The 18,338-nt window shown below is 63.2% G+C and carries 22 protein-coding genes; 10 read left to right on the top strand and 12 right to left on the bottom strand.

Annotated elements, in window-relative coordinates; translation table 11 throughout:
- The first annotated feature begins 13 nt into the window (after nucleotides 1–13).
- Entirely contained in the window at nucleotides 14–484 is a 471-nt protein-coding gene (gene recX / locus ABOC32_RS26110; protein WP_426809413.1) for a recombination regulator RecX, read from the top strand.
- Between the two features lie 990 nt (nucleotides 485–1,474).
- Here recX and ABOC32_RS26105 read toward each other — a convergent pair.
- Nucleotides 1,475–2,593 carry an LOG family protein gene (locus ABOC32_RS26105; RefSeq protein WP_234229695.1) on the bottom strand — a complete coding sequence of 373 codons (1,119 nt, stop codon included), beginning with the start codon at nucleotides 2,591–2,593 and terminating at the stop codon, nucleotides 1,475–1,477.
- A gap of 160 nt (nucleotides 2,594–2,753) precedes the next feature.
- Between ABOC32_RS26105 and ABOC32_RS26100 the strand changes: the two genes are divergently transcribed.
- Entirely contained in the window at nucleotides 2,754–2,963 is a 210-nt protein-coding gene (locus ABOC32_RS26100) for a hypothetical protein (RefSeq protein WP_426809412.1), read from the top strand.
- A 15-nt stretch (nucleotides 2,964–2,978) separates the two neighbouring features.
- Here ABOC32_RS26100 and ABOC32_RS26095 read toward each other — a convergent pair whose 3' ends face one another.
- Nucleotides 2,979–3,398 (bottom strand): quorum-sensing-regulated virulence factor family protein, encoded by a 420-nt coding sequence (locus ABOC32_RS26095; RefSeq protein ID WP_086974717.1) that lies wholly within the window; start codon nucleotides 3,396–3,398, stop codon nucleotides 2,979–2,981.
- A gap of 218 nt (nucleotides 3,399–3,616) precedes the next feature.
- Here ABOC32_RS26095 and ABOC32_RS26090 point away from each other — a divergent pair, with 218 nt between their 5' ends.
- The 3 genes from ABOC32_RS26090 (at nucleotide 3,617) to ABOC32_RS26080 (ending at nucleotide 5,596) form a co-directional block, all read left to right on the top strand.
- Complete coding sequence (locus ABOC32_RS26090) at nucleotides 3,617–4,327, top strand: tRNA-uridine aminocarboxypropyltransferase (protein ID WP_426809411.1); 711 nt, start codon at nucleotides 3,617–3,619, stop codon at nucleotides 4,325–4,327.
- Nucleotides 4,328–4,506: 179 nt separating this feature from the next.
- Nucleotides 4,507–5,157, top strand: coding sequence for a response regulator transcription factor ErdR (gene erdR / locus ABOC32_RS26085; protein WP_003252375.1), 651 nt, complete (start codon nucleotides 4,507–4,509; stop codon nucleotides 5,155–5,157).
- A gap of 73 nt (nucleotides 5,158–5,230) precedes the next feature.
- Nucleotides 5,231–5,596 carry a diacylglycerol kinase gene (locus ABOC32_RS26080; RefSeq protein ID WP_010952700.1) on the top strand — a complete coding sequence of 122 codons (366 nt, stop codon included), beginning with the start codon at nucleotides 5,231–5,233 and terminating at the stop codon, nucleotides 5,594–5,596.
- Here ABOC32_RS26080 and finR read toward each other — a convergent pair.
- Complete coding sequence (finR, locus tag ABOC32_RS26075) at nucleotides 5,593–6,519, bottom strand: LysR family transcriptional regulator FinR (RefSeq protein WP_016501131.1); 927 nt, start codon at nucleotides 6,517–6,519, stop codon at nucleotides 5,593–5,595. The two genes, ABOC32_RS26080 and finR, sit on opposite strands and share 4 nt — an antisense overlap.
- 118 nt (nucleotides 6,520–6,637) lie before the next feature.
- On the opposite strand from finR, the gene fpr reads away from it, so the two are divergent.
- Complete coding sequence (fpr, locus tag ABOC32_RS26070; RefSeq protein WP_016501130.1) at nucleotides 6,638–7,417, top strand: ferredoxin-NADP reductase; 780 nt, start codon at nucleotides 6,638–6,640, stop codon at nucleotides 7,415–7,417.
- 186 nt (nucleotides 7,418–7,603) lie between these two features.
- On the opposite strand, the gene ABOC32_RS26065 is transcribed toward fpr, so the two are convergent.
- The gene (locus tag ABOC32_RS26065; protein WP_426809410.1) at nucleotides 7,604–8,098 is read right to left on the bottom strand and encodes a SprT family zinc-dependent metalloprotease; all 495 of its coding nucleotides are present in this window, start codon (nucleotides 8,096–8,098) and stop codon (nucleotides 7,604–7,606) included.
- A gap of 131 nt (nucleotides 8,099–8,229) precedes the next feature.
- Complete coding sequence (locus tag ABOC32_RS26060; protein WP_016501128.1) at nucleotides 8,230–8,829, bottom strand: Yip1 family protein; 600 nt, start codon at nucleotides 8,827–8,829, stop codon at nucleotides 8,230–8,232.
- A gap of 262 nt (nucleotides 8,830–9,091) precedes the next feature.
- On the opposite strand from ABOC32_RS26060, the gene ttcA reads away from it, so the two are divergent.
- Both ttcA and ABOC32_RS26050 read left to right on the top strand, forming a co-directional pair.
- On the top strand, nucleotides 9,092–9,916 hold the full coding sequence (gene ttcA, locus ABOC32_RS26055; RefSeq protein ID WP_086974713.1) for a tRNA 2-thiocytidine(32) synthetase TtcA: 825 nt from the start codon (nucleotides 9,092–9,094) through the stop codon (nucleotides 9,914–9,916).
- 4 nt (nucleotides 9,917–9,920) lie between these two features.
- On the top strand, nucleotides 9,921–10,592 hold the full coding sequence (locus tag ABOC32_RS26050; RefSeq protein ID WP_426809409.1) for a DNA-3-methyladenine glycosylase I: 672 nt from the start codon (nucleotides 9,921–9,923) through the stop codon (nucleotides 10,590–10,592).
- 102 nt (nucleotides 10,593–10,694) lie between these two features.
- On the opposite strand, the gene ABOC32_RS26045 is transcribed toward ABOC32_RS26050, so the two are convergent.
- The 3 genes from ABOC32_RS26045 to arsC are packed head-to-tail and all read right to left on the bottom strand — an operon-like array spanning nucleotide 10,695 to nucleotide 12,056.
- A complete protein-coding gene (locus ABOC32_RS26045; RefSeq protein WP_043196193.1) occupies nucleotides 10,695–11,108 on the bottom strand; it encodes a DUF2069 domain-containing protein in 414 nt (137 codons plus the stop codon).
- A complete protein-coding gene (gene wrbA / locus ABOC32_RS26040; RefSeq protein WP_426809408.1) occupies nucleotides 11,101–11,706 on the bottom strand; it encodes an NAD(P)H:quinone oxidoreductase in 606 nt (201 codons plus the stop codon). The genes ABOC32_RS26045 and wrbA overlap by 8 nt, the downstream gene beginning before the upstream one ends.
- On the bottom strand, nucleotides 11,703–12,056 hold the full coding sequence (gene arsC, locus ABOC32_RS26035) for an arsenate reductase (glutaredoxin) (protein WP_426809407.1): 354 nt from the start codon (nucleotides 12,054–12,056) through the stop codon (nucleotides 11,703–11,705). The genes wrbA and arsC overlap by 4 nt, the downstream gene beginning before the upstream one ends.
- Nucleotides 12,057–12,141: 85 nt before the next feature.
- On the opposite strand from arsC, the gene ABOC32_RS26030 reads away from it, so the two are divergent.
- Complete coding sequence (locus tag ABOC32_RS26030; RefSeq protein WP_016501122.1) at nucleotides 12,142–12,606, top strand: TlpA disulfide reductase family protein; 465 nt, start codon at nucleotides 12,142–12,144, stop codon at nucleotides 12,604–12,606.
- 161 nt (nucleotides 12,607–12,767) lie between these two features.
- On the opposite strand, the gene ABOC32_RS26025 is transcribed toward ABOC32_RS26030, so the two are convergent.
- The 4 genes from ABOC32_RS26025 to ABOC32_RS26010 are packed head-to-tail and all read right to left on the bottom strand — an operon-like array spanning nucleotide 12,768 to nucleotide 17,424.
- Nucleotides 12,768–13,172 carry an META domain-containing protein gene (locus ABOC32_RS26025; RefSeq protein ID WP_086974708.1) on the bottom strand — a complete coding sequence of 135 codons (405 nt, stop codon included), beginning with the start codon at nucleotides 13,170–13,172 and terminating at the stop codon, nucleotides 12,768–12,770.
- On the bottom strand, nucleotides 13,169–13,606 hold the full coding sequence (locus tag ABOC32_RS26020; protein ID WP_016501120.1) for a hypothetical protein: 438 nt from the start codon (nucleotides 13,604–13,606) through the stop codon (nucleotides 13,169–13,171). The genes ABOC32_RS26025 and ABOC32_RS26020 overlap by 4 nt, the downstream gene beginning before the upstream one ends.
- 31 nt (nucleotides 13,607–13,637) lie before the next feature.
- Entirely contained in the window at nucleotides 13,638–14,627 is a 990-nt protein-coding gene (locus tag ABOC32_RS26015; protein ID WP_426809406.1) for a 2-hydroxyacid dehydrogenase, read from the bottom strand.
- A 13-nt stretch (nucleotides 14,628–14,640) separates the two neighbouring features.
- On the bottom strand, nucleotides 14,641–17,424 hold the full coding sequence (locus ABOC32_RS26010) for a response regulator (protein ID WP_426809405.1): 2,784 nt from the start codon (nucleotides 17,422–17,424) through the stop codon (nucleotides 14,641–14,643).
- A gap of 193 nt (nucleotides 17,425–17,617) precedes the next feature.
- Here ABOC32_RS26010 and ABOC32_RS26005 point away from each other — a divergent pair, with 193 nt between their 5' ends.
- Nucleotides 17,618–18,337: a response regulator transcription factor gene (locus ABOC32_RS26005; RefSeq protein ID WP_426809404.1), complete on the top strand. Its 720-nt coding sequence runs from the start codon at nucleotides 17,618–17,620 to the stop codon at nucleotides 18,335–18,337.
- Nucleotide 18,338: the final 1 nt, after the last annotated feature.

Below are 18,338 nucleotides of genomic sequence, written 5' to 3'. Positions count from 1 at the left end.
GTAGATAGCCAACATGTCCGCCGTACTCGACACCCCCGTCGCCATTCGGCGGACAGCCATGGACCTGCTCGCGCGACGTGAGCACGGTCGCGTCGAGCTGACGCGCAAATTGCGTCAGCGCGGCGCTTCGGATGAGCTGATCGAGCCTGAACTCGACCGGCTCGCCGAAGAAGGGCTGCTTTGCGAAGCCCGCTACCTCGAAAGCTTCATCAGGTACCGTTCCAGCGCTGGCTATGGCCCTTCGCGTATTCGCGAAGAGCTGGGCCAGCGTGGTCTGGCGCGTGCTGATATCGAGCAGGCATTGCGCGAGAGCGAGGTGGATTGGCGCGAGCGCATGCGTGACGTGTGGCAGCGCAAGTTTGCCGGGCAGTGCCCGCAGGATCCGCGCAGCCGTGCCCAGCAAACCCGGTTTCTGGCTTACCGGGGCTTCCCCATGGACATGATCGGCCGCCTGCTCAGTGGGCGTGATCTCGACGATTACTGACCACCAGATCTGCAGTGCTACGCGACCGCCTATGGTCAAACGCCGACCTGAAATCTAAAAGCTGACGCAATCCTTGTGGGAGCGGGCGAGCCCGCGAAAAATCCTGCGCGTTGGATGGCACCGGCTTCGCCGGTGTTCGCGGCTAAAGCCGCTCCCACAGGTACTGCATAAGCCTGAAGCCTGCGCGGTCCTGTGGGAGCGGGTTCACCCGCGAAGAACCCAGCGCGGTTGATGGCATCGGCTTCGTCGGTGTTCGCGGGCGAGCACGCTCCCACAGTGATCGCGCAAACGCTTGGATTTTGATCAAGGCAGTTGTTCCCACAGGTGCTGCATAAGCCTGAAGCCCGTGCGGTGCCTGTGGGAGCGGGCATGCCCGCGAAGAACCCAGCGCGTTGGATGGCACCGGCTTCGCCGGTGTTCGCGGGCGAGCACGCTCCCACAGTGATCGCGCAAACGCTTGGATTTTGATCAAGGCAGTTGTTCCCACAGGTGCTGCATAAGCCTGAAGCCCGTGCGGTGCCTGTGGGAGCGGGCATGCCCGCGAAGAACCCAGCGCGGTTGATGGCACCGGCTTCGCCGGTGTTCGCGGGCGAGCACGCTCCCACAGTGATCGCGCAAACGCTTGGATTTTGATCAAGGCAGTTGTTCCCACAGGTACTGCATAAGCCTGAAGCCCGCGCGGTGCCAGTGGGAGCGGGTTCACCCGCGAAGAACCCAGCGCGGTGGATGGCACCGGCTTCGCCGGTGTTCGCGGGCGAGCCCGCTCCCACAGTGATCGCGCAAACGCTTGGATTTTGATCAAGGCAGTTGTTCCCACAGGTGCTGCATAAGCCTGAAGCCCGCGCGGTGCCAGTGGGAGCGGGTTCACCCGCGAAGAACCCAGCGCGGTGGATGGCACCGGCTTCGCCGGTGTTCGCGGGCGAGCACGCTCCCACAGTGATCGCGCAAACGCTTGGATTTTGATTAAGACAGTTGCTCCTAAAAATGGCGTCAACTGACCTTCAACGCCTCCCTGGCTCGCTGCGTGGTATGCATGGGTTGCGGTTTCGCCCAGTTCTCCGACAGGTTGATGAAGTCCACCAGTTCACGCAGCCGGCCCTGGTCGCGGCCATTGAAGGCAAATGACAGCCGGGTCAGGTGGTTGAAGTTGCCCACTTCATGTTCGGCACTGCTATCCGCTTGCTGGTGATACTTGCCACTCAGGCGCAAGTCGGCAAAGCCTTCCTGAATATCAAACAGCGCTGCTTCGCTGAGCGGGTGGTGCATGCGGATCACGAACTGGTTCTTCAGCCAGCGGCTGGAGTGGTAGTTGCTGTAGAACTGGTTGATTTCCTCCACCGCCTCATCGGCACTGTGCACCAGGCGCACCAGCTTCAGGTCGCTGGGCAGGATGTAGCGGTTTTCTTCCAACTGGCGGCTGATGAAGTCCAGGCAGTCGCGCCAGAAGCTGCCGCCGGGCGAGTCCAGCAGCACCACCGGCACCAAGGGGCTCTTGCCGGTCTGGATCAGCGTCAGCACTTCGAGCGCTTCATCCAGGGTGCCGAAGCCGCCCGGGCACAGCACCAGGCCATCAGCTTCCTTGACGAAGAACAGCTTGCGGATAAAGAAGAAATGGAAGGGCAGCAGCTTGTCGGTGCCGCCCACGGTGGGGTTGGCATGTTGCTCGAAGGGCAGGGTGATGTTGAAACCCAGGCTGTGGTCGCTGCCAGCGCCTTCGTGGGCGGCGGCCATGATGCCGCCGCCGGCGCCGGTGATGACCATCAGGTCGGAGCGGGCCAGGGTAGCGCCCAGCTCGCGGGCCAGGGCGTACATCGGGTGCTCCAGCGGGGTGCGTGCCGAGCCGAACACGGTCACTTTGCGCCGGCCCTTGTAGCGCTGCAGGGTGCGGAACGATTGGTCCAGTTCGCGCAGCGCCTGCAGGGTGATCTTGGCGCTCCAGCGGTCGCTGTCGTCATGGGCCATGCGCAGGATGGTCAGCATCATGTCGCGGTACAGCGGCAAGTTGGGGCTGTCGGGGGCTACCAGTTGAAGTTGTGCGTCGATGTTGCTCAGGTCGATATTGTTGTCACGGAAGTGGCTGAACAGCAGTTCATTCGCTTGGTAAGGCATGCAACGTCTCCTTCTGCACCAATACCTCTGACCTCAATCTAGACCCTCGCGCGTGATCGTGCCGGGCTGTTTGGCGCAGCCGCCCGTCGGTATGTGGCCACCGCCAGCAGGGGTTTGGTTAACTGGTAAAGCGAAACGTATCGATGCAGGAGGTGGCGGTATGCATCGCTTGATCATCGAGGTGGACCGGCAGCTTTACCAGCAGCTGGAGAGTGCGGCTCAGGTGCATCACGTGAGCCTTGAGGACGAGTGCTGTCGCAGGTTGGCGGGGCTGGAGTGCCAGTCGCGTTACTTGCAGGCGTTATTGGCCGAGATGCGCGCCGATGCGGCCGAAGGGCGCTGGCGCGCCCGCGAGGACGTGAAGGTGTAGCTTGAACAGCTGCTGTTACTTCTTCTTGTTGCCGGCCACGCAGCTGGCACTGTCGAAGGCCTGGTCCATGATCGGCTGGTTGGTCTTGTACACCGTGAAACGGTAGACCATGACCGCGCCCTTGGACATCAGGTTGCGAAAGCCGCTGTTGCGGCACACGCTGTCGCCCAGCTGGCTGCGGACCTGCGCAGGATTGGCCTGCATGCGCTCGGCGTGGCTCTGGCGTACGCTGAGGTGGTTGACCAGCGCCTTGCCTTCCACGGTGTAGCCTTGGTCGAGGATGTCCTCGTTGATGGCGCGTGGGGTGCCGACGCTGCTTTCTTTGGCGACCTTCTGCAATGTCGTGTTCAGGTCGTATTCCTGCTTGGAGGCTGCCTGGGCTGCCAGGGGCAGAGCGAGTAGCAGGCTCAGGGCGGGGACGATAAGGCGCAGCATGAATCTCTCCTGGTTCGATGACTGGCGCTTTGACATGCGCCGGTCGACGGCGTTCCGTGAAAGTCGCGCGAGCGCGAGGTTCGGGCACGGTAAGCGTCGATTATAAGGGGCACCTTGCCAGCTGCACAGTAAATGGCCCCTGTTCTGGTAAACTGGGCGCCTTGTTTTTTCCGAGTCATCCTTGTGTTCATTTCCTACCTGTCCAGAGGCCTGCCGGCATGAGCCACGCGGTAGCGCGGCTGCGCGCCGAACGCCTGGCCCGCAGCAACAAGCCTTTCATCGCCCGTGGCTCGCGTGCCGAGCGTTGCGCGGATTGCCGGGTCATCGCCACCCATTGCCTGTGTGCCTGGAAGCCTCGGGTGCAGGCCGAGTCTGGCGTGTGCCTGCTGATGCATGACACCGAGCCGTTGAAGCCCACCAACACCGGCTGGCTGATTGCCGACCTGATCGAAGACACCTCGGCCTTCGGCTGGCTGCGCACCTCGGTCGACGAACGCTTGCTGGCCTTGCTCGACGACCCTTGCTGGCAGCCCTACATCGTCTTCCCCGGTGAATTCGTGGCCGAGCAGCGGGTGGTCAGCGAGGTGGTGCGCGAGCCGGGCAAGCGCCCGCTGTTCATCCTGCTGGATGCCACCTGGACCGAAGCCCGCAAGATGTTCCGCAAAAGCCCGTACCTGGACCGCTTCCCGGTGCTGAGCCTGCAGGCCGAGCAGATGTCGCGCTACCGCCTGCGGCGGTCCAAGCGCGACGATCACTTCTGCACGGCAGAAGTCGCAGCCATGTGCCTGGACCTGGCCGGCGACAGCCAGGCCTCGCAGGCACTGGATGCCTACCTGGATGTGTTCAGCCTGCATTATCTGAGCGGCAAGCGGCGCCTGCCGCTGGACGATCAGGACGACACCCACCAGCGTTTGCATACCTTCCTATAGTCCAAGGGGCATAACCCCTGCTTTGGTTCATAATGACGGGGCTGGCAGCCAGGGTGGGCGAGGCGGCAGGGCGAATGGCTTGACCACCCTTGACCGTGCTCGGCATCCTTGGCGCCGATTCCCCGCCGGGCGCTTCTCCTACCCCCGAGCGCCTGGCATAGAACAGGATCCTTAGATCGATGGCCACTTACGAAATCCTGATTGCCGATGACCACCCGTTGTTTCGTGGCGCCCTGCGCCAGGCCGTTACCCTCGGCCTGGGTCCGGATGTGCGCCTGGTCGAAGTCGCGAGCATTGCCGAACTGGAAACCCGCCTGAGCGAAAAAGCCGACTGGGACCTGGTGCTGCTGGACTTGAACATGCCGGGTGCTTATGGTTTTTCCGGGCTGGTACTGCTGCGCGGGCAATACCCGCAGATCCCCGTGGTGATGGTGTCGGCGCAGGAAGAGGCCGCGGTGGTGGTCAAATCCCGCGAATTTGGCGCCAGTGGCTTCATTCCCAAGTCCAGCACCCTGGAAGTGATCCAGGATGCCGTGCGCAAGGTGCTCGATGGCGAGGTCTGGTGGCCGCCGCAGGCGTTCGAAAAGGTTGATGTCTCGGCCGAGGCCAAGGCCGCCAGTGAAGGCCTTGCAAGCCTGACGCCGCAGCAGTTTCGGGTACTGACCATGGTCTGCGAAGGCCTGCTGAACAAGCAGATTGCGTATGAGCTGAGTGTCTCCGAGGCCACCATCAAGGCCCACGTGACGGCGATCTTCCGCAAGCTGGGCGTGCGTACCCGCACCCAGGCCGCGCTGCTGCTGCAACAACTTGAATCGGTTGCCAGCAACTGACTGCGCGTGGCTTCACGCTTTTTTGACCCGTGCCGGTCTAGTCTGCTGGCCTTTCAGTTGTGAAGTGACTCACATGACATCGCCATTCAAGGGCCAGACCGGCCTGAAACGCATCTTCAACGCCGCCGGCTATTCGCTGGACGGCCTGCGCGCCGCCTTCAAGGGTGAGGCCGCATTCCGCCAGCTGGTGCTGCTCAACGTGCTGCTGATCCCGATCGCTTTCTGGCTGCCGGTCAGCCGTGCTGAGCGGGCGATCATGATCGCGGTGTGCCTGTTGGGGCTGATCGTCGAGCTGTTCAACTCGGCAGTGGAGGCGGCCATCGACCGCATCTCGCTGGAGCGCCACCCGCTGTCGAAAAACGCCAAGGACATGGGCAGCGCCGCGCAACTGGTGGCACTGACCATGGTGGCGCTGGTGTGGGGCGTGATCCTGCTTTAAGCGATCGGCGGCAGTACGATTTCATCACTGCGGGTATAGCCCGCAGTGAAGTTGCGGCACAGTTCGAGAAACTCGCGCATGGCCGAGGTCTGGTATTTCTGTTTGTGCCAGATGAAATAGAACTGGCGCATCAGGTCCAGTTCCGGCGTTTCTACCGGTACCAGGCTGCCCCGGCGGAAGGCATCACGCAGGGCCAGGCGTGAAATGCAGCCAATCCCCAGGCCCGACTCAACCGCGCGTTTGATCGCTTCGGTGTGTTCCAGCTCCAGGCGGATGTTGAGGTTGGCGCGATGATGGCGCATGGCCTGGTCGAAGGTCAGGCGCGTGCCCGAGCCTTGCTCGCGTAATATCCACGCCTCTTGCGACAGGCTTTCGATATCGGCCCGGCCCGGTTTGGCCAGTGGATGCTGCGGCGCGCAGAACACCACCAGTTCGTCTTCGACCCACGGCTGCACTTCAAGGTCGGGGTGGTTGCAATCACCTTCGATTAGACCCAGATCAATTTCGTAGTGCGCGACCTGTTGCACGATATGCACTGTGTTCTGTACATGCAGCTTGACCTGGCTTTCCGGGTGGGTCTGCATGAAGCTGCCAATCAGCAGGGTGGCCAGGTAGTTGCCAATGGTCAGTGTGGCGCCGACCGCCAGCGAACCGAAACCGGACTTGCCGTTGAGCAGGTCTTCGATTTCCTTGGCCTGGTCGAGCAGGGCCACCGCCTGTGGCAACAGTTGATGGCCCAGGGCGTTGAGCGCCAGGCGCTTACCGGCACGGTCGAACAGCTGGCAGCTCGATTGCCGCTCCAGTTCGGTGATGGAAGTACTGGCGGCCGACTGCGACAACGCCAGCAGGCTAGCGGCCCGAGAGACGCTTTGGTGCTGTGCGACGGCGACGAAGACTTGCAGTTGACGGAGTGTGAATCGCATATCGATATAACCGATAACACATATCTTGATAATCCAGTTAACAGATATTGTCGCTGCCCCTAAACTATCGCGCAACTGCGCGTTTTGCGCGCCGCGTTTTTCTTCAGGAGCCCCATCGATGAGCAACATGAACCACGAACGTGTCCTCAGTGTGCACCACTGGAACGACACCCTGTTCAGCTTCAAGTGCACCCGCGACCCGGGGCTGCGCTTCGAGAACGGTCAGTTCGTGATGATCGGCCTGCAGCAGGAAAGCGGCCGTCCGCTCATGCGTGCCTATTCCATCGCCTCGCCGAACTGGGAAGAGCACCTGGAGTTCTTCAGCATCAAGGTGCCGGACGGCCCGCTGACCTCGCAGCTGCAGCACCTGAAGGAAGGCGATGAGATCATCATCAGCAAGAAGCCTACCGGTACCCTGGTACTCGACGACCTGAACCCGGGCAAGCACCTGTACCTGCTGAGCACCGGCACTGGCCTGGCGCCGTTCATGAGCGTCATCCAGGACCCGGAAACCTACGAGCGCTTCGAAAAAGTGATCCTGGTGCACGGCGTGCGTTACGTGAACGAAGTGGCCTACCGCGAGTTCATCACCGAGCACCTGCCGCAGAACGAGTTCTTCGGTGAGTCGGTCCGCGACAAGCTGATCTACTACCCGACCGTGACCCGCGAGCCGTTCGAGAACCAGGGCCGCCTGACCGACCTGATGCGCAGCGGCAAGCTGTTCAGCGACATCGGCCTGCCACCGATCAACCCGCAGGACGACCGTGCGATGATCTGCGGCAGCCCGAGCATGCTCGACGAGACCAGCGAAGTGCTGGACAGCTTCGGCCTGAAAGTCTCCGCCCGCATGCGCGAGCCGGGTGACTACCTGATCGAGCGTGCCTTCGTCGAGAAGTAAGGCGCAGGCTGCTACAAGAAGGCGACCCTCGGGTCGCCTTTTTTATACCTGTGAGCTTTGAATTGTCTGTACTGGCCTCTTCGCGGGTAAACCCGCTCCCACAGGTACTGCACAGTACTTGAGCCTTGTGCGGTACCTGTGGGAGCTGGCTTGCCGGCGATGAGGCCAGTGAAGGCTGAACACAATCTATTCGACGCGCGTCTCGCCGCTGTACACCAGAATCTCCCGGCAGCGTTTGCACAGGTACCGCCGCCCCTGGCGCACCAGCTTGTGCCGCTGTGCAGTAAACGGGAAGTCCCCCTGCGGGCACGGGCAGCGGTAGATGTAGCGGGTCACCACGCGCCGTTGCACTTCGTAGTTGTGGCAACGGTTGGGGGGCAGCTCATACACCCCGCGCATGATCAATTGCCACTCTTCGCCATGGGCCTGGATGCGGTCGCCAAACAACTGGTGGGCCACCAGGTGCGCCACTTCGTGGGCAACGGTCTGGCGCAGGAAGTCTTCCTGGTTTTCCCGGTAAAGCTGCAGGTTGAAGCGCAGCAGGTTCTCGTGCAGGTGGGCGACGCCGGCTTTTTGCCCGCGCAGCTTGAAGCTGACTTCCGGGCGCGAGAAGGGGCGTTTGAAAAAGGTTTCGGCTTGCTGGTAACAGGTTTCGACGCGTTCTTTGAGCAGCTCGGGCATGGTGGGGCGGTTCTCCTGACCGGGCATTATGCCGCAAGCATCGGCGGCCTGCCGAGCCACCGGTCTGCGCACAGCCAGAGGCCGCCTTGCGGCGGCCCCTGGTTGATGCCCCAGTGTTGGTTGAGTCTGTCCTAGTTGGTGTAGACGGGCCCCACGCCCAGTCCCCAGATAATTACCGTGGCAGCCATGATCGCCACCAGTACCACAAGGCCCACCGCCAGCACCGAGCTGGAGAACAGGAAGCCTTCGTCGGACGGTATGTTCATGAACGTCGGCAAGCCGACATATAGCAGGTACACCGTGTAGCAGATGGCGGCAGTGCCGATCAGCATGCCCAGCCACAGGTGCGGGTACAGCGCCGCCAGCCCGCCGATGAACAACGGTGTGGCGGTGTAGGTGGCAAAGGCGATGCACTGCGCCATGGACGGGTTGGCATCGTAGGTGCGGGCCATCCAGTGGATGAACGCGCCCATTACCGCCACCCCGCCGAGCATGGCCAGGTACGACATGATGCTCATCCAGATGGCGCTTTCCATGGTCAGCATCACGGCTGGCCGGTCACCGATTACCCAGCCCACCTGGGTAGTGCCGATGAATGCGGAAACGGCAGGGATCGCCGCCAGGATCAAGGTGTGCGTCAGGTACATGTGGCTGATGGTTTCTTCTTCGCCACGAATTTCCCGCCATTCCTGATCGGGATGGGTAAACAGCCCCACAACGTGATGAATCATGCCGATCACTCCTCTCAATGTTGCAAAACGCCCCCCAGATGGAGCGCAAGCGGCCCGAGGCCCGAACACCGATGCAAGCGGTAATGTGGCCTTATGTCGCAGTATAGGAAGCGGTTACCGGCACGAACCGTGCTTTTTAGAGCAAATTGCGCTGTCGCGAGCGCTGTTGATTACATCGAAGTCTTTATCGGAATGCCTACAGCGATGCTGCGTTTGTGCGTAAAATAGCCGGCTTTTGTCACACCTCGCGGATCCAAGCGCTATGGGCACCCTCTCGGTCAACCAGAACAAACTGCAAAAACGCCTGCGTCGTCTCGCCGGCGAAGCCATCACCGACTTCAACATGATCGAGGATGGCGACAAGGTCATGGTCTGCCTGTCTGGCGGCAAGGACAGCTACACCATGCTCGACGTTCTGTTGCACCTGCAGAAGGTGGCACCGATCAAGTTCGAGATCGTCGCGGTGAACATGGACCAGAAGCAGCCGGGCTTCCCTGAGCACGTGCTGCCGGCCTACCTCAAAGCGCTGGGCGTCGAGTACCACATCGTCGAGAAAGACACCTATTCGGTGGTCAAGGAGCTGGTACCCGAGGGCAAGACCACATGCTCGCTGTGCTCGCGCCTGCGCCGTGGCACCCTGTACACCTTCGCCGACGAAATCGGCGCAACCAAGATGGCACTGGGGCACCACCGCGACGACATCGTCGAAACCTTCTTCCTCAACATGTTCTTCAACGGCGCGCTCAAGGGCATGCCGCCGAAGCTGCGCGCCGACGATGGCCGCAACGTGGTGATCCGCCCGCTGGCCTACTGCAGCGAGAAGGACATCCAGGCCTACTCGGACATGAAGGAATTCCCGATCATCCCGTGCAACCTGTGCGGCTCGCAGGAAAACCTGCAGCGCCAGGTGGTCAAGGACATGCTGGTGGAATGGGAGCGCAAGCACCCGGGCCGTACCGAGAGCATCTTCCGTGCCCTGCAGAACGTGGCGCCGTCACAACTGGCCGACCGCAACCTGTTCGACTTCACTAGCCTGAAAATCGACGAAAACGCCACGCCGCGTTTCCTCGACGTGCTGAACATCTGAGCCCATGCGCGATTACCAGTGGCTGCATGAGTACTGCCTGAACCGCTTCGGCTCGGCCCAGGCGCTGGAGGCCTTCCTGCCGCAGCCGCGCACACCGGCGCAACTGCGCGGCATCAGTGACGACCGCTACCTGTCGACCCTGGCCCTGCGCGTGTTCCGCGCCGGGCTCAAGCACAGCCTGGTGGATGCCAAGTGGCCCGCGTTCGAGCAGGTGTTCTTCGGCTTCGACCCGGAGAAGGTCGTGCTGATGGGCGCCGAGCACCTGGAGCGGCTGATGCATGACGAGCGCATCATCCGCCACTTGGGCAAGCTCAAGAGCGTGCCGCGCAATGCGCAGATGATCCTCGACGTGACGAAGGAGAAGGGCAGCTTTGGCGCCTTCATCGCCGACTGGCCGGTGACCGACATTGTCGGCTTGTGGAAGTACCTGGCCAAGCACGGTAACCAGCTGGGCGGGCTGTCGGCGCCGCGCTTTTTGCGCATGGTCGGCAAGGACACCTTCATTCCTACCGATGACATGGCGGCGGCGTTGATTGCTCAGAAGGTGATCGACAAGCAACCGACCAGCCAGCGCGACCTGGCGCTGGTGCAGCAGGCGTTCAACCAGTGGCATGAAGAGAGCGGGCGGCCGCTGTGCCAGTTGTCGGTGATGCTGGCGCATACCGTCAACCATTGAGATTTGCGTTGGCCTTTTCGCGGGCATGCCCGCTCCCACAGGTACAGCGCAGGCCTCAAGTGCGGCGCGATCCCTGTGGGAGCGGGCGAGCCCGCGAAAAATTCAGCTGCCTTCGCCCGCCAGGCGGCGCTCATGCTGGAACTTCCAGCGCACATACAGCAGCCCGGCAATGAACAAGCCCAGGCTCACCAGCACTTCAACCCAGCCAAACACCGCCCGTGCCGGGTCGAACGCCGCCAGCACGCCCTTGATGAAATAGATATTCACCACGAAACAGGTCCAGGCATGCGCCCGGGCACTGCCCATCAGCATGCCAGGCAGCAACAGCAGCAACGGCACCAGCTCGATTGCCAGGATCACCCCGACGCGCGCCCCATGCAGGTTGGCGAACCACAGGTTGTTCACCAGCAGCAGGGCGATCAGGCCAAAGAAAAACGCCAGGCTCAACGCCCGCGTCAGGCGCAGGCGCGGTGCCAGCCATTCCAGCGGCGGCAATACCTTGGGCTTTTTAGCCACGCGCGGCCTCCAGGGCCTTGGCCGTGGTCGCCAGGCGTTGGCCCAGGGCGCGGCACAGGGCGATCTCATGCTGATCGAGCTCTCGCTTGCCATCGGCCCCCGCATGATGGCTGGCGCCGTAAGGGGTGCCGCCGCCGCGGGTTTCCAGCAAGGCCGACTCGCTGTACGGCAAACCGATCACCAGCATGCCGTGGTGCATCAACGGCAGCATCATCGACAGCAGGGTGGTTTCCTGGCCGCCGTGCAGGCTGGCGGTAGAGGTGAACACGCCTGCCGGCTTGCCGACCAGTTCACCACCCAGCCACAGGCTGCTGGTGCCATCCAGGAAGTACTTCAGCGGCGCTGCCATGTTGCCGAAGCGGGTCGGGCTGCCCAGTACCAGGCCGGCGCAGTGGCGCAGGTCGTCCAGGGTGGCGTACAGCGCACCACTGGGCGGGATGTCCGGGGCCACCGCTTCACATTCGGTAGAGATAGCAGGCACCGTGCGCAGGCGCGCCTCCATGCCGGCCAGTTCGATGCCGCGGGCGATGTGCCGGGCCATTTCGCTGGTCGAGCCATGGCGGCTGTAATACAGCACCAGGATGTAGGGCGCGCTCACGGCAGGATCTCCAGCACTTTCTCGGGTGGGCGGCCTACCACAGCCTTGTCACCAGCGACCAGAATCGGCCGTTCGATCAGTTTGGGGTGCCGGGCCATGGCCTCGATCAGTTGCGCGTCGGTCAGTGCCGGGTCGGCGAGGTTCAGCGTTTTGTATTCGTCTTCGCCGGTACGCAGCAACGCACGGGGGGCAATGCCCAGCTTGTCGAGCAGGGCCTTGAGGGTGGCGGCGTCGGGTGGGGTTTCCAGATAGCGCACGATGGTTGGCGCCAGGCCACGGGCTTCGAGCAGTTCCAGCGCGCCGCGGGATTTCGAGCAGCGCGGGTTATGATAGAGCGTCAGGTCAGTCATGTCGGGTCGCATCCAGCTGGTTGTGGCGGCTATTCTAACCGTAGTGACTGACCCATTTGCTTTAAAACTCGAGAAGGATTGACCCATGGCAAGGCGTCTGGCAGCAGTACTGGCCATCACCGCGAGCCTGTTGCTCGGTGGTTGCGGTGCCGATTATGGCGTGGACCAACACGGTAATACGGTTAAGGCCGAACAGATCGAAGGGCACTGGCTGGTGCTCAACTATTGGGCCGAATGGTGCGGGCCGTGCCGTACCGAAATCCCGGAACTGAACACGGCGGCCAAGCAGTGGGCGGCCGATGGCATCAAGGTGGTGGGGGTGAACTTCGATGGCTTGCAGGGGCAGGACCTGAAACAGGCCTCCGAAACCCTGGGCATCGGTTTTACCGTGCTGGCCCAGGACCCGGCCGAGCGCTATGACCTGCCGCGCAGCGAGGCGCTGCCGGTGACCTACATCATCGATGACAAGGGCAAGGTGCGCGAACAACTGCTGGGTGAGCAGACCCTGGAAGGGTTGCAGGCCAAGATCAAGGCCCTGAAAGGCGCCTGATGCACCTGTGGCTGCCACATCACCCTGTAGGAGCAGCCTTGTGCTGCGAAGAGGCCGGTAAGGCTAAAGATCATCTTCGGCTGCAATGGCCTCTTCGCAGCACAAGGCTGCTCCTACAGGGCTTGTGTTTGCCTGGCAGTCAACACAGGCCGTGGGGGACTTCAGCCTTCCTCAGGCCAGAAGCGCAGTGGCTTGCCTTCGGCCGGCCAGAAGCGCATCTGCTCCACCGGTGACACGTCCCAGCGTTGAACTGTTTCCAGCGCCTGCAAAAAGCGCTTTTCCTGCTCCATCAACGCCGGCGCACACAGCTTGCGGGTCTTGCCGACCTTGCCGAAGCTCAGGTGCTCGCCCTCCAGCGTATACGGCGCAAACCAGTGGTTGCAGCCGCCATTGCCATAGGCGCGGCCGTCGCTGGCCAGGGTCAGGGTCAGGTGGCTGTAGTCGATCAGCGGGCGTTCGCCAATCCACTCCAGCACGTAGCTGCGCTCCTGCTGCAGCTTTGAAGGTTGTGCGGCGCAGCCGAGCAGGCCGGTGGCAATCAGCACGCCGGTCAGCAGATTCTTCACTCGGCGCTCTCCTGGCAACGCGGGCACAGGTGTTTTTCGCCACGGCTGGCCCAGCCCAGTTCGGCAATGCGTGCGCTGGCGGCGGGCTGACGGGCTTTCTTGCCCAGCTTGGCGTCCACGGCAAACTCAAAATCCAGCACGGCGTCGCAGCTGTCGCACTCGACCTGCCAGGTGAGGATTTCCAGTTCGTTGAACACCGGCCCGCTGGCTACGGCGACCCACTGGCCGCGCGGGTTGATCAGGTGGCGCACGCTGTCCACGGTCAGTCGCATGGACAAATCCTTGCTGCCCTTGAGGGTCACCAGCAGGGTGTCGCCTTTATGCATCGAGCCGCCGTTGCCGGTGACCTGATAGCGGCCCGGCACCAGTGCACGGCACTCGATCAGGGTGTGTTGCGGGTTGAAAAGGGTGTAGCGGAAATCGTGCTCGACCATGGGTCCTCCAGAAATGCCGCGTATCCTAGCACTAACCCATTACCAGATTCTGCGGATTGCCTGCCGCCCAGCGGTTGATGTTGTCCAGCGTGGTCGCGGCAATGGCGTCCAGTGCCTCGCGGGTGAGGAAGGCCTGGTGGGCAGTGATGATCACGTTGGGGAACGTCAGCAGGCGGGCCAGTACATCGTCCTGCAGCGGCAGGTCGGAACGGTCCTCGAAGAACAGCTGGGCTTCTTCTTCGTAGACGTCCAGGCCCAGGTAGCCCAGCTGGCCACTTTTCAGCGCGTCGATCAGTGCCGGGGTGTCGACCAGTGCGCCACGGCCGGTGTTGATCAGCATGGCGCCGGGCTGTAGCTGGGCCAGGCTTTGTGCATTGATCAGGTGCCGGGTGTGCTCGGTCAGCGGGCAGTGCAGGCTGATGATACGGGCTTCGCGCAGCAGCTCGGGCAAGGTCAGGTAGCGCGCGCCGAGGACCAGCAGCTCCGGGTTGGGGTAGGGGTCGTAGGCCAGCAGCTGGCAGCCGAAGCCGGCCATGATGCGGGCGAAGGCGGCGCCGATCTGGCCGGTGCCGACCACGCCGACGGTTTTGCCGTGCAGGTCGAAACCGGTCAGCCCGTGCAGGGTGAAGTCGCCTTCGCGGGTGCGGTTGTAGGCCCGGTGCAGGCGCCGGTTGAGGGCCAAGATCAGGGCCACGGCGTGTTCGGCCACGGCGTGTGGCGAGTAGGCCGGCACGCGCACCACGGCAAGGCCCAGGCGCTTGGCAGCGGCCAGGTCGACGTGGTTGTAGCCGGCCGAACGCAGGGCGATCAGCCGCGTGCCGCCTTCGGCCAGGCGCTGGAGCACTGGGGCGTCGAGTTCGTCATTGATGAAGGCGCAAACAACTTCATGGCCACTGGCCAGAGCAGCGGTGTCGAGGGTCAGGCGGGCGGGCTGGAAATGCAGCGCCAGCGCGCTGTCGCTGGCGGCCCGGGTGAAGCTTTCCTGGTCGTAATGCTGGCTGCTGAACAACAGGGCGCGCATGGTGAGGCTCCTTCTACAAGTGCTGCGTAGGCCACAGCAACGGCCATGCACTCAACCTGGCCTGCGCCGCCAGCCGGCTGATGGCGCCGTCCAGCTCATCCAGCGCTTGCTGTGCCTGTGGGTGATCCTGCTTGAGCAAGGTTTCGCTGCGCTGGCAGGCGGCGCGCAGCTGTGGCACGCCACAATAGCGCGAGGCACCGTTCAGGCGGTGTACCTGTTCTATCAGGCGGTCGCGGTCGCCCGCCTCGCGAGCAGCGCGTATGGCGTCGCGGTCAGCGTCCAGCGACGACAGCAGCATGCTCAGCATGTCGGCCGCCAGGTCCGCCTTGCCCGCCGCCAGGCGCAGGCCTTCTTCGGGGTCGAGCACCTTCAGGTCGTCACTGCTGGTCGCTTGCTCGGCCTGCGCCTGTTGCGGCATGCCCAGGCTCAGGCCGGTCCACTTCATCACCACCTGGGCCAGTTGCCGCTCGCTGATCGGCTTGGTCAGGTAGTCGTCCATGCCGGCGTGCAGCAAGGCGCGTTTTTCGTTGGCCATGGCGTGGGCGGTGAGGGCGACGATGGGCAACGGGTTGCCACTTTGGGTGTTTTCCCAGAGGCGGATCTGCTCGGTACAGGCGCGGCCATCCATGCCGGGCATCTGCACGTCCATCAGCACCAGATCGAACGGTTCGTCCTGCACGGCCTGTACCGCGGCGTAGCCGTTGTCGACGGCCAGCACCTCGGCGCCCAGGTCTTCGAGCAGGGTCTGCACCAGCAGCAGGTTGGCGGCATTGTCATCGACGCAGAGGACCTTCGGCTGGCGCTGGCCGTTGAGGCTATGCGCCTCGCTCTGCGGGCGGCGCGGTTGCACCAGCTCCATCAGCAGCCGGCGCAGTTTGCGCGTGCAGGTCGGCTTGGACAGCAACTGGCCATGGCCGTTGGGCAGGTACGGGTGGTACAGCGCCTGCTCGGTGGTCGGGCACAGCACCACGCACTGGCAGTGGTAACGTTCGAGTTGCTGGTGGTAGTGGCCCAGTTGCTCGGGCGACAGATTACCCAGGTTGGCCCCGAGCACGGCGAACTCGAACGGCAGGCCGGCCTGGCTGGCCGCTTGCACCGCCTGCAGCAACTGGTCGTAGGACGCAAACAGGCTGACGCTGAGGCCGCAGTCTTCCAACTGGTGCTCCAGCGCCTGGCGCGCCAGCTCGTGGCCATCGACGATGGCTGCGCGGCGACCCAGCAGCGGCTGCATCGGCTGCTCCTCGAGGTCGTCGTGGGCTTTGGGCAGGTTGAGGCTGATCCAGAACTGCGAGCCTTCGCCCGGGGTGCTGTCGACACCGATTTCGCCACCCATCTGTTCGATCAGGCGCTTGGAAATCACCAGCCCCAGCCCGGTGCCGCCGGGTTGGCGAGCCAGCGAGTTGTCGGCCTGGCTGAAGGCCTGGAACAGCGTGCGCACCTCTTGCGGCGACAGGCCGATACCGGTGTCCTGCACGCTGATGCGCAGCTGCGCGCTGTCTTCGTGCTCGTCTTCGAGCATGGCGCGCACGACGATGGTGCCTTCGCGGGTGAACTTGATGGCGTTGCTGACCAGGTTGGTGAGGATCTGCTTGAGCCGCAGCGGGTCGCCGACCAGCGAAGCCGGGGTGTCGCGGTAGATCAGGCTGAGCAATTCCAGCTGCTTGGCGTGGGCGGCCGGGGCGAGGATGGTCAGGGTGTCCTGGATCAGGTCGCGCAGGTTGAACGGAATGCTGTCGAGCACCAGCTTGCCGGCCTCGATCTTGGAGAAGTCGAGGATCTCGTTGATGATCCCCAGCAGGTTGTCGGCGGACTTCTCGATGGTGTTCAGATAGTCCAGCTGGCGTGGCGTCAGCTCGCTTTTCTGCAGCAGATGGGTAAAGCCGAGGATGCCGTTGAGCGGGGTGCGGATCTCGTGGCTCATGTTGGCCAGGAACTCCGACTTGATGCGGCTGGCTTCAAGGGCCTCCTTGCGCGCCATGTCCAGCTCGATGTTCTGGATTTCGATGGTTTCCAGGTTCTGGCGCACGTCTTCGGTGGCCTGGTCGATGCTGTGCTGCAGTTCTTCGTGGGCGTTCTGCAGGGTTTCGGCCATGCGGTTGATGCCGCGGGCGAGCTCGTCCAGCTCGTGGCTGCCCATGGTTGGCAGGCGTTCTTCAAGGTGGCCATCCTTGAGCTGGTTGACCGCGTGCTTGATGCGCTCGATCGGGTCGTTGATGGTGCGGCTCATGCGCAGCGCCAACAGGCCGCTGAGCACCAGACAGGCGAGGATCAGCAACAGGCTGGTGAACAGGTTGCGGTAGCCGCGCAGCAGGGTGCCGTCATGCGACAGCTCGATCTCGACCCAGCCCAGCAGGCGTTCCGCTTCGGTCGGCACGGCATCGGTGGCGAGGTCGCGGTGGTGGCCGAACACGGGCATCAGATAGCGGGTGGCGTCATTGCCGCTGCGTTGCAGCAATTGCGTGCCGGTACCGCCGCTGGGCGGCTGGTTGAGCATGCTCGGGCCGGCGTGTGCCAGGCGCGTGCGGTCCGGGGCCAGGAAGGCAACAGCGCGTACGTCGGCCTGCTCCAGGGTTTGCGCGGCAATGCGCTCCAGCTGTGCGGGCGCAAGCCGGGCCATGGCGGGCGCAGCCAATGGCGCCAGTTGCTCGGCGATCATCTTGCCGCGTTGCAGCAACTGGGTGCGCAGGTCGTTCTGTTGCAGCCAGGTGAAGTAACTGCCCAGCATCAGGGCCATCAGGCCGGCAGGCAGCAGGGCCAGTAGCAGAACCCGGCTGCGGATTCCCAAGCGATCGAGCACACTCGCCTCCTGTGATGTGCCTGGAAGCCGCCAAGCGATGACGGCCAAGCCGGGAAGTTACTCCGCCTGCAGCGCTATTGCACCTCTTTAGTCGTTGTTTTGCGCCGTTGCCGAGGCATTGGTCGCAGGGCGGTTGCCTGGCAGGCAGCGGATGCTCAATAATTGCGCAATTGAGAATGCATGGCAGTTGCCAATGAATCCTGTAGCTATTTACAACTCCAATATCCTCGCCATCGAGGACGACCCGGTGCTGGGTGCCTACCTGCACGAAGAGCTGCAACGTGGCGGCTTCCAGGTCACCTGGTGCCGTAATGGTCTGGAGGGCCTGGAAACGGCGGGCCGCGAGGTTTTCGACGTGGTGCTCATGGATATCCTGCTGCCCGGGTTGAACGGCCTGGACGCCCTGGCGCAGTTGCGCAAGCGCAGCGCCACGCCGGTAATCCTGATGTCGGCGCTGGGGGCCGAGGCCGACCGCATCAGTGGCTTCCAGCGCGGGGCCGACGATTACCTGCCCAAGCCCTTCAGCATGGCCGAGCTGCAGGTGCGCATCGAGGCAATCCTGCGCCGGGTGGCACTCGAACGCCGTCATCAAGCCCCGCAGGAGCATGCCGGCTGCGGCGAGCTGCAGTTCGACGAGGGGCTGTGCGACGTGCGCCTGAATGGCCGCCTGGCCGGCCTTACCCCCAGCGAATACCGGCTGTTCGACATCCTCAACCGCAACTTCGACGATGTCCTGAGCAAGCCGTTTCTTTACCAGCAGGTGTTGCAGCGCGGCTATTCGCGGCATGACCGCAGCCTGGACATGCACGTCAGCCAGATCCGCCGCAAGCTCAAGGGCATCGACTATCACGAACGCCAGATCCGTACCGTGTGGGGCAAGGGTTACGTGCTCAGCGCCAGCGAGGCAGAGTGAG

Origin of the sequence: Pseudomonas sp. WOUb67, from assembly GCF_050058005.1 — a bacterium.
GTDB lineage: Bacteria > Pseudomonadota > Gammaproteobacteria > Pseudomonadales > Pseudomonadaceae > Aquipseudomonas > Aquipseudomonas putida_R.
Note: the sequence above shows the minus strand (reverse complement) of the source record. Positions and strands in the feature narration are given on the sequence as shown.

Excerpts from the sequence above, each read along its gene's own strand:
- ABOC32_RS26095 (WP_086974717.1), bottom strand. The coding sequence starts at position 3,398 with ATGCTGCGCCTTATCGTCCCCGCCCTGAGCCTGCTACTCGCTCTGCCC.
- recX (WP_426809413.1), top strand. The coding sequence starts at position 14 with ATGTCCGCCGTACTCGACACCCCCGTCGCCATTCGGCGGACAGCCATG.
- fpr (WP_016501130.1), top strand. The coding sequence starts at position 6,638 with ATGAGCAACATGAACCACGAACGTGTCCTCAGTGTGCACCACTGGAAC.
- erdR (WP_003252375.1), top strand. The coding sequence starts at position 4,507 with ATGGCCACTTACGAAATCCTGATTGCCGATGACCACCCGTTGTTTCGT.
- ABOC32_RS26100 (WP_426809412.1), top strand. The coding sequence starts at position 2,754 with ATGCATCGCTTGATCATCGAGGTGGACCGGCAGCTTTACCAGCAGCTG.
- ABOC32_RS26105 (WP_234229695.1), bottom strand. The coding sequence starts at position 2,593 with ATGCCTTACCAAGCGAATGAACTGCTGTTCAGCCACTTCCGTGACAAC.
- ABOC32_RS26090 (WP_426809411.1), top strand. The coding sequence starts at position 3,617 with ATGAGCCACGCGGTAGCGCGGCTGCGCGCCGAACGCCTGGCCCGCAGC.
- finR (WP_016501131.1), bottom strand. The coding sequence starts at position 6,519 with ATGCGATTCACACTCCGTCAACTGCAAGTCTTCGTCGCCGTCGCACAG.
- ABOC32_RS26015 (WP_426809406.1), bottom strand. The coding sequence starts at position 14,627 with ATGCGCGCCCTGTTGTTCAGCAGCCAGCATTACGACCAGGAAAGCTTC.
- ABOC32_RS26080 (WP_010952700.1), top strand. The coding sequence starts at position 5,231 with ATGACATCGCCATTCAAGGGCCAGACCGGCCTGAAACGCATCTTCAAC.
- ABOC32_RS26005 (WP_426809404.1), top strand. The coding sequence starts at position 17,618 with ATGAATCCTGTAGCTATTTACAACTCCAATATCCTCGCCATCGAGGAC.
- ttcA (WP_086974713.1), top strand. The coding sequence starts at position 9,092 with ATGGGCACCCTCTCGGTCAACCAGAACAAACTGCAAAAACGCCTGCGT.
- ABOC32_RS26050 (WP_426809409.1), top strand. The coding sequence starts at position 9,921 with ATGCGCGATTACCAGTGGCTGCATGAGTACTGCCTGAACCGCTTCGGC.
- ABOC32_RS26065 (WP_426809410.1), bottom strand. The coding sequence starts at position 8,098 with ATGCCCGAGCTGCTCAAAGAACGCGTCGAAACCTGTTACCAGCAAGCC.
- ABOC32_RS26030 (WP_016501122.1), top strand. The coding sequence starts at position 12,142 with ATGGCAAGGCGTCTGGCAGCAGTACTGGCCATCACCGCGAGCCTGTTG.
- arsC (WP_426809407.1), bottom strand. The coding sequence starts at position 12,056 with ATGACTGACCTGACGCTCTATCATAACCCGCGCTGCTCGAAATCCCGC.
- ABOC32_RS26020 (WP_016501120.1), bottom strand. The coding sequence starts at position 13,606 with ATGGTCGAGCACGATTTCCGCTACACCCTTTTCAACCCGCAACACACC.
- ABOC32_RS26060 (WP_016501128.1), bottom strand. The coding sequence starts at position 8,829 with ATGATTCATCACGTTGTGGGGCTGTTTACCCATCCCGATCAGGAATGG.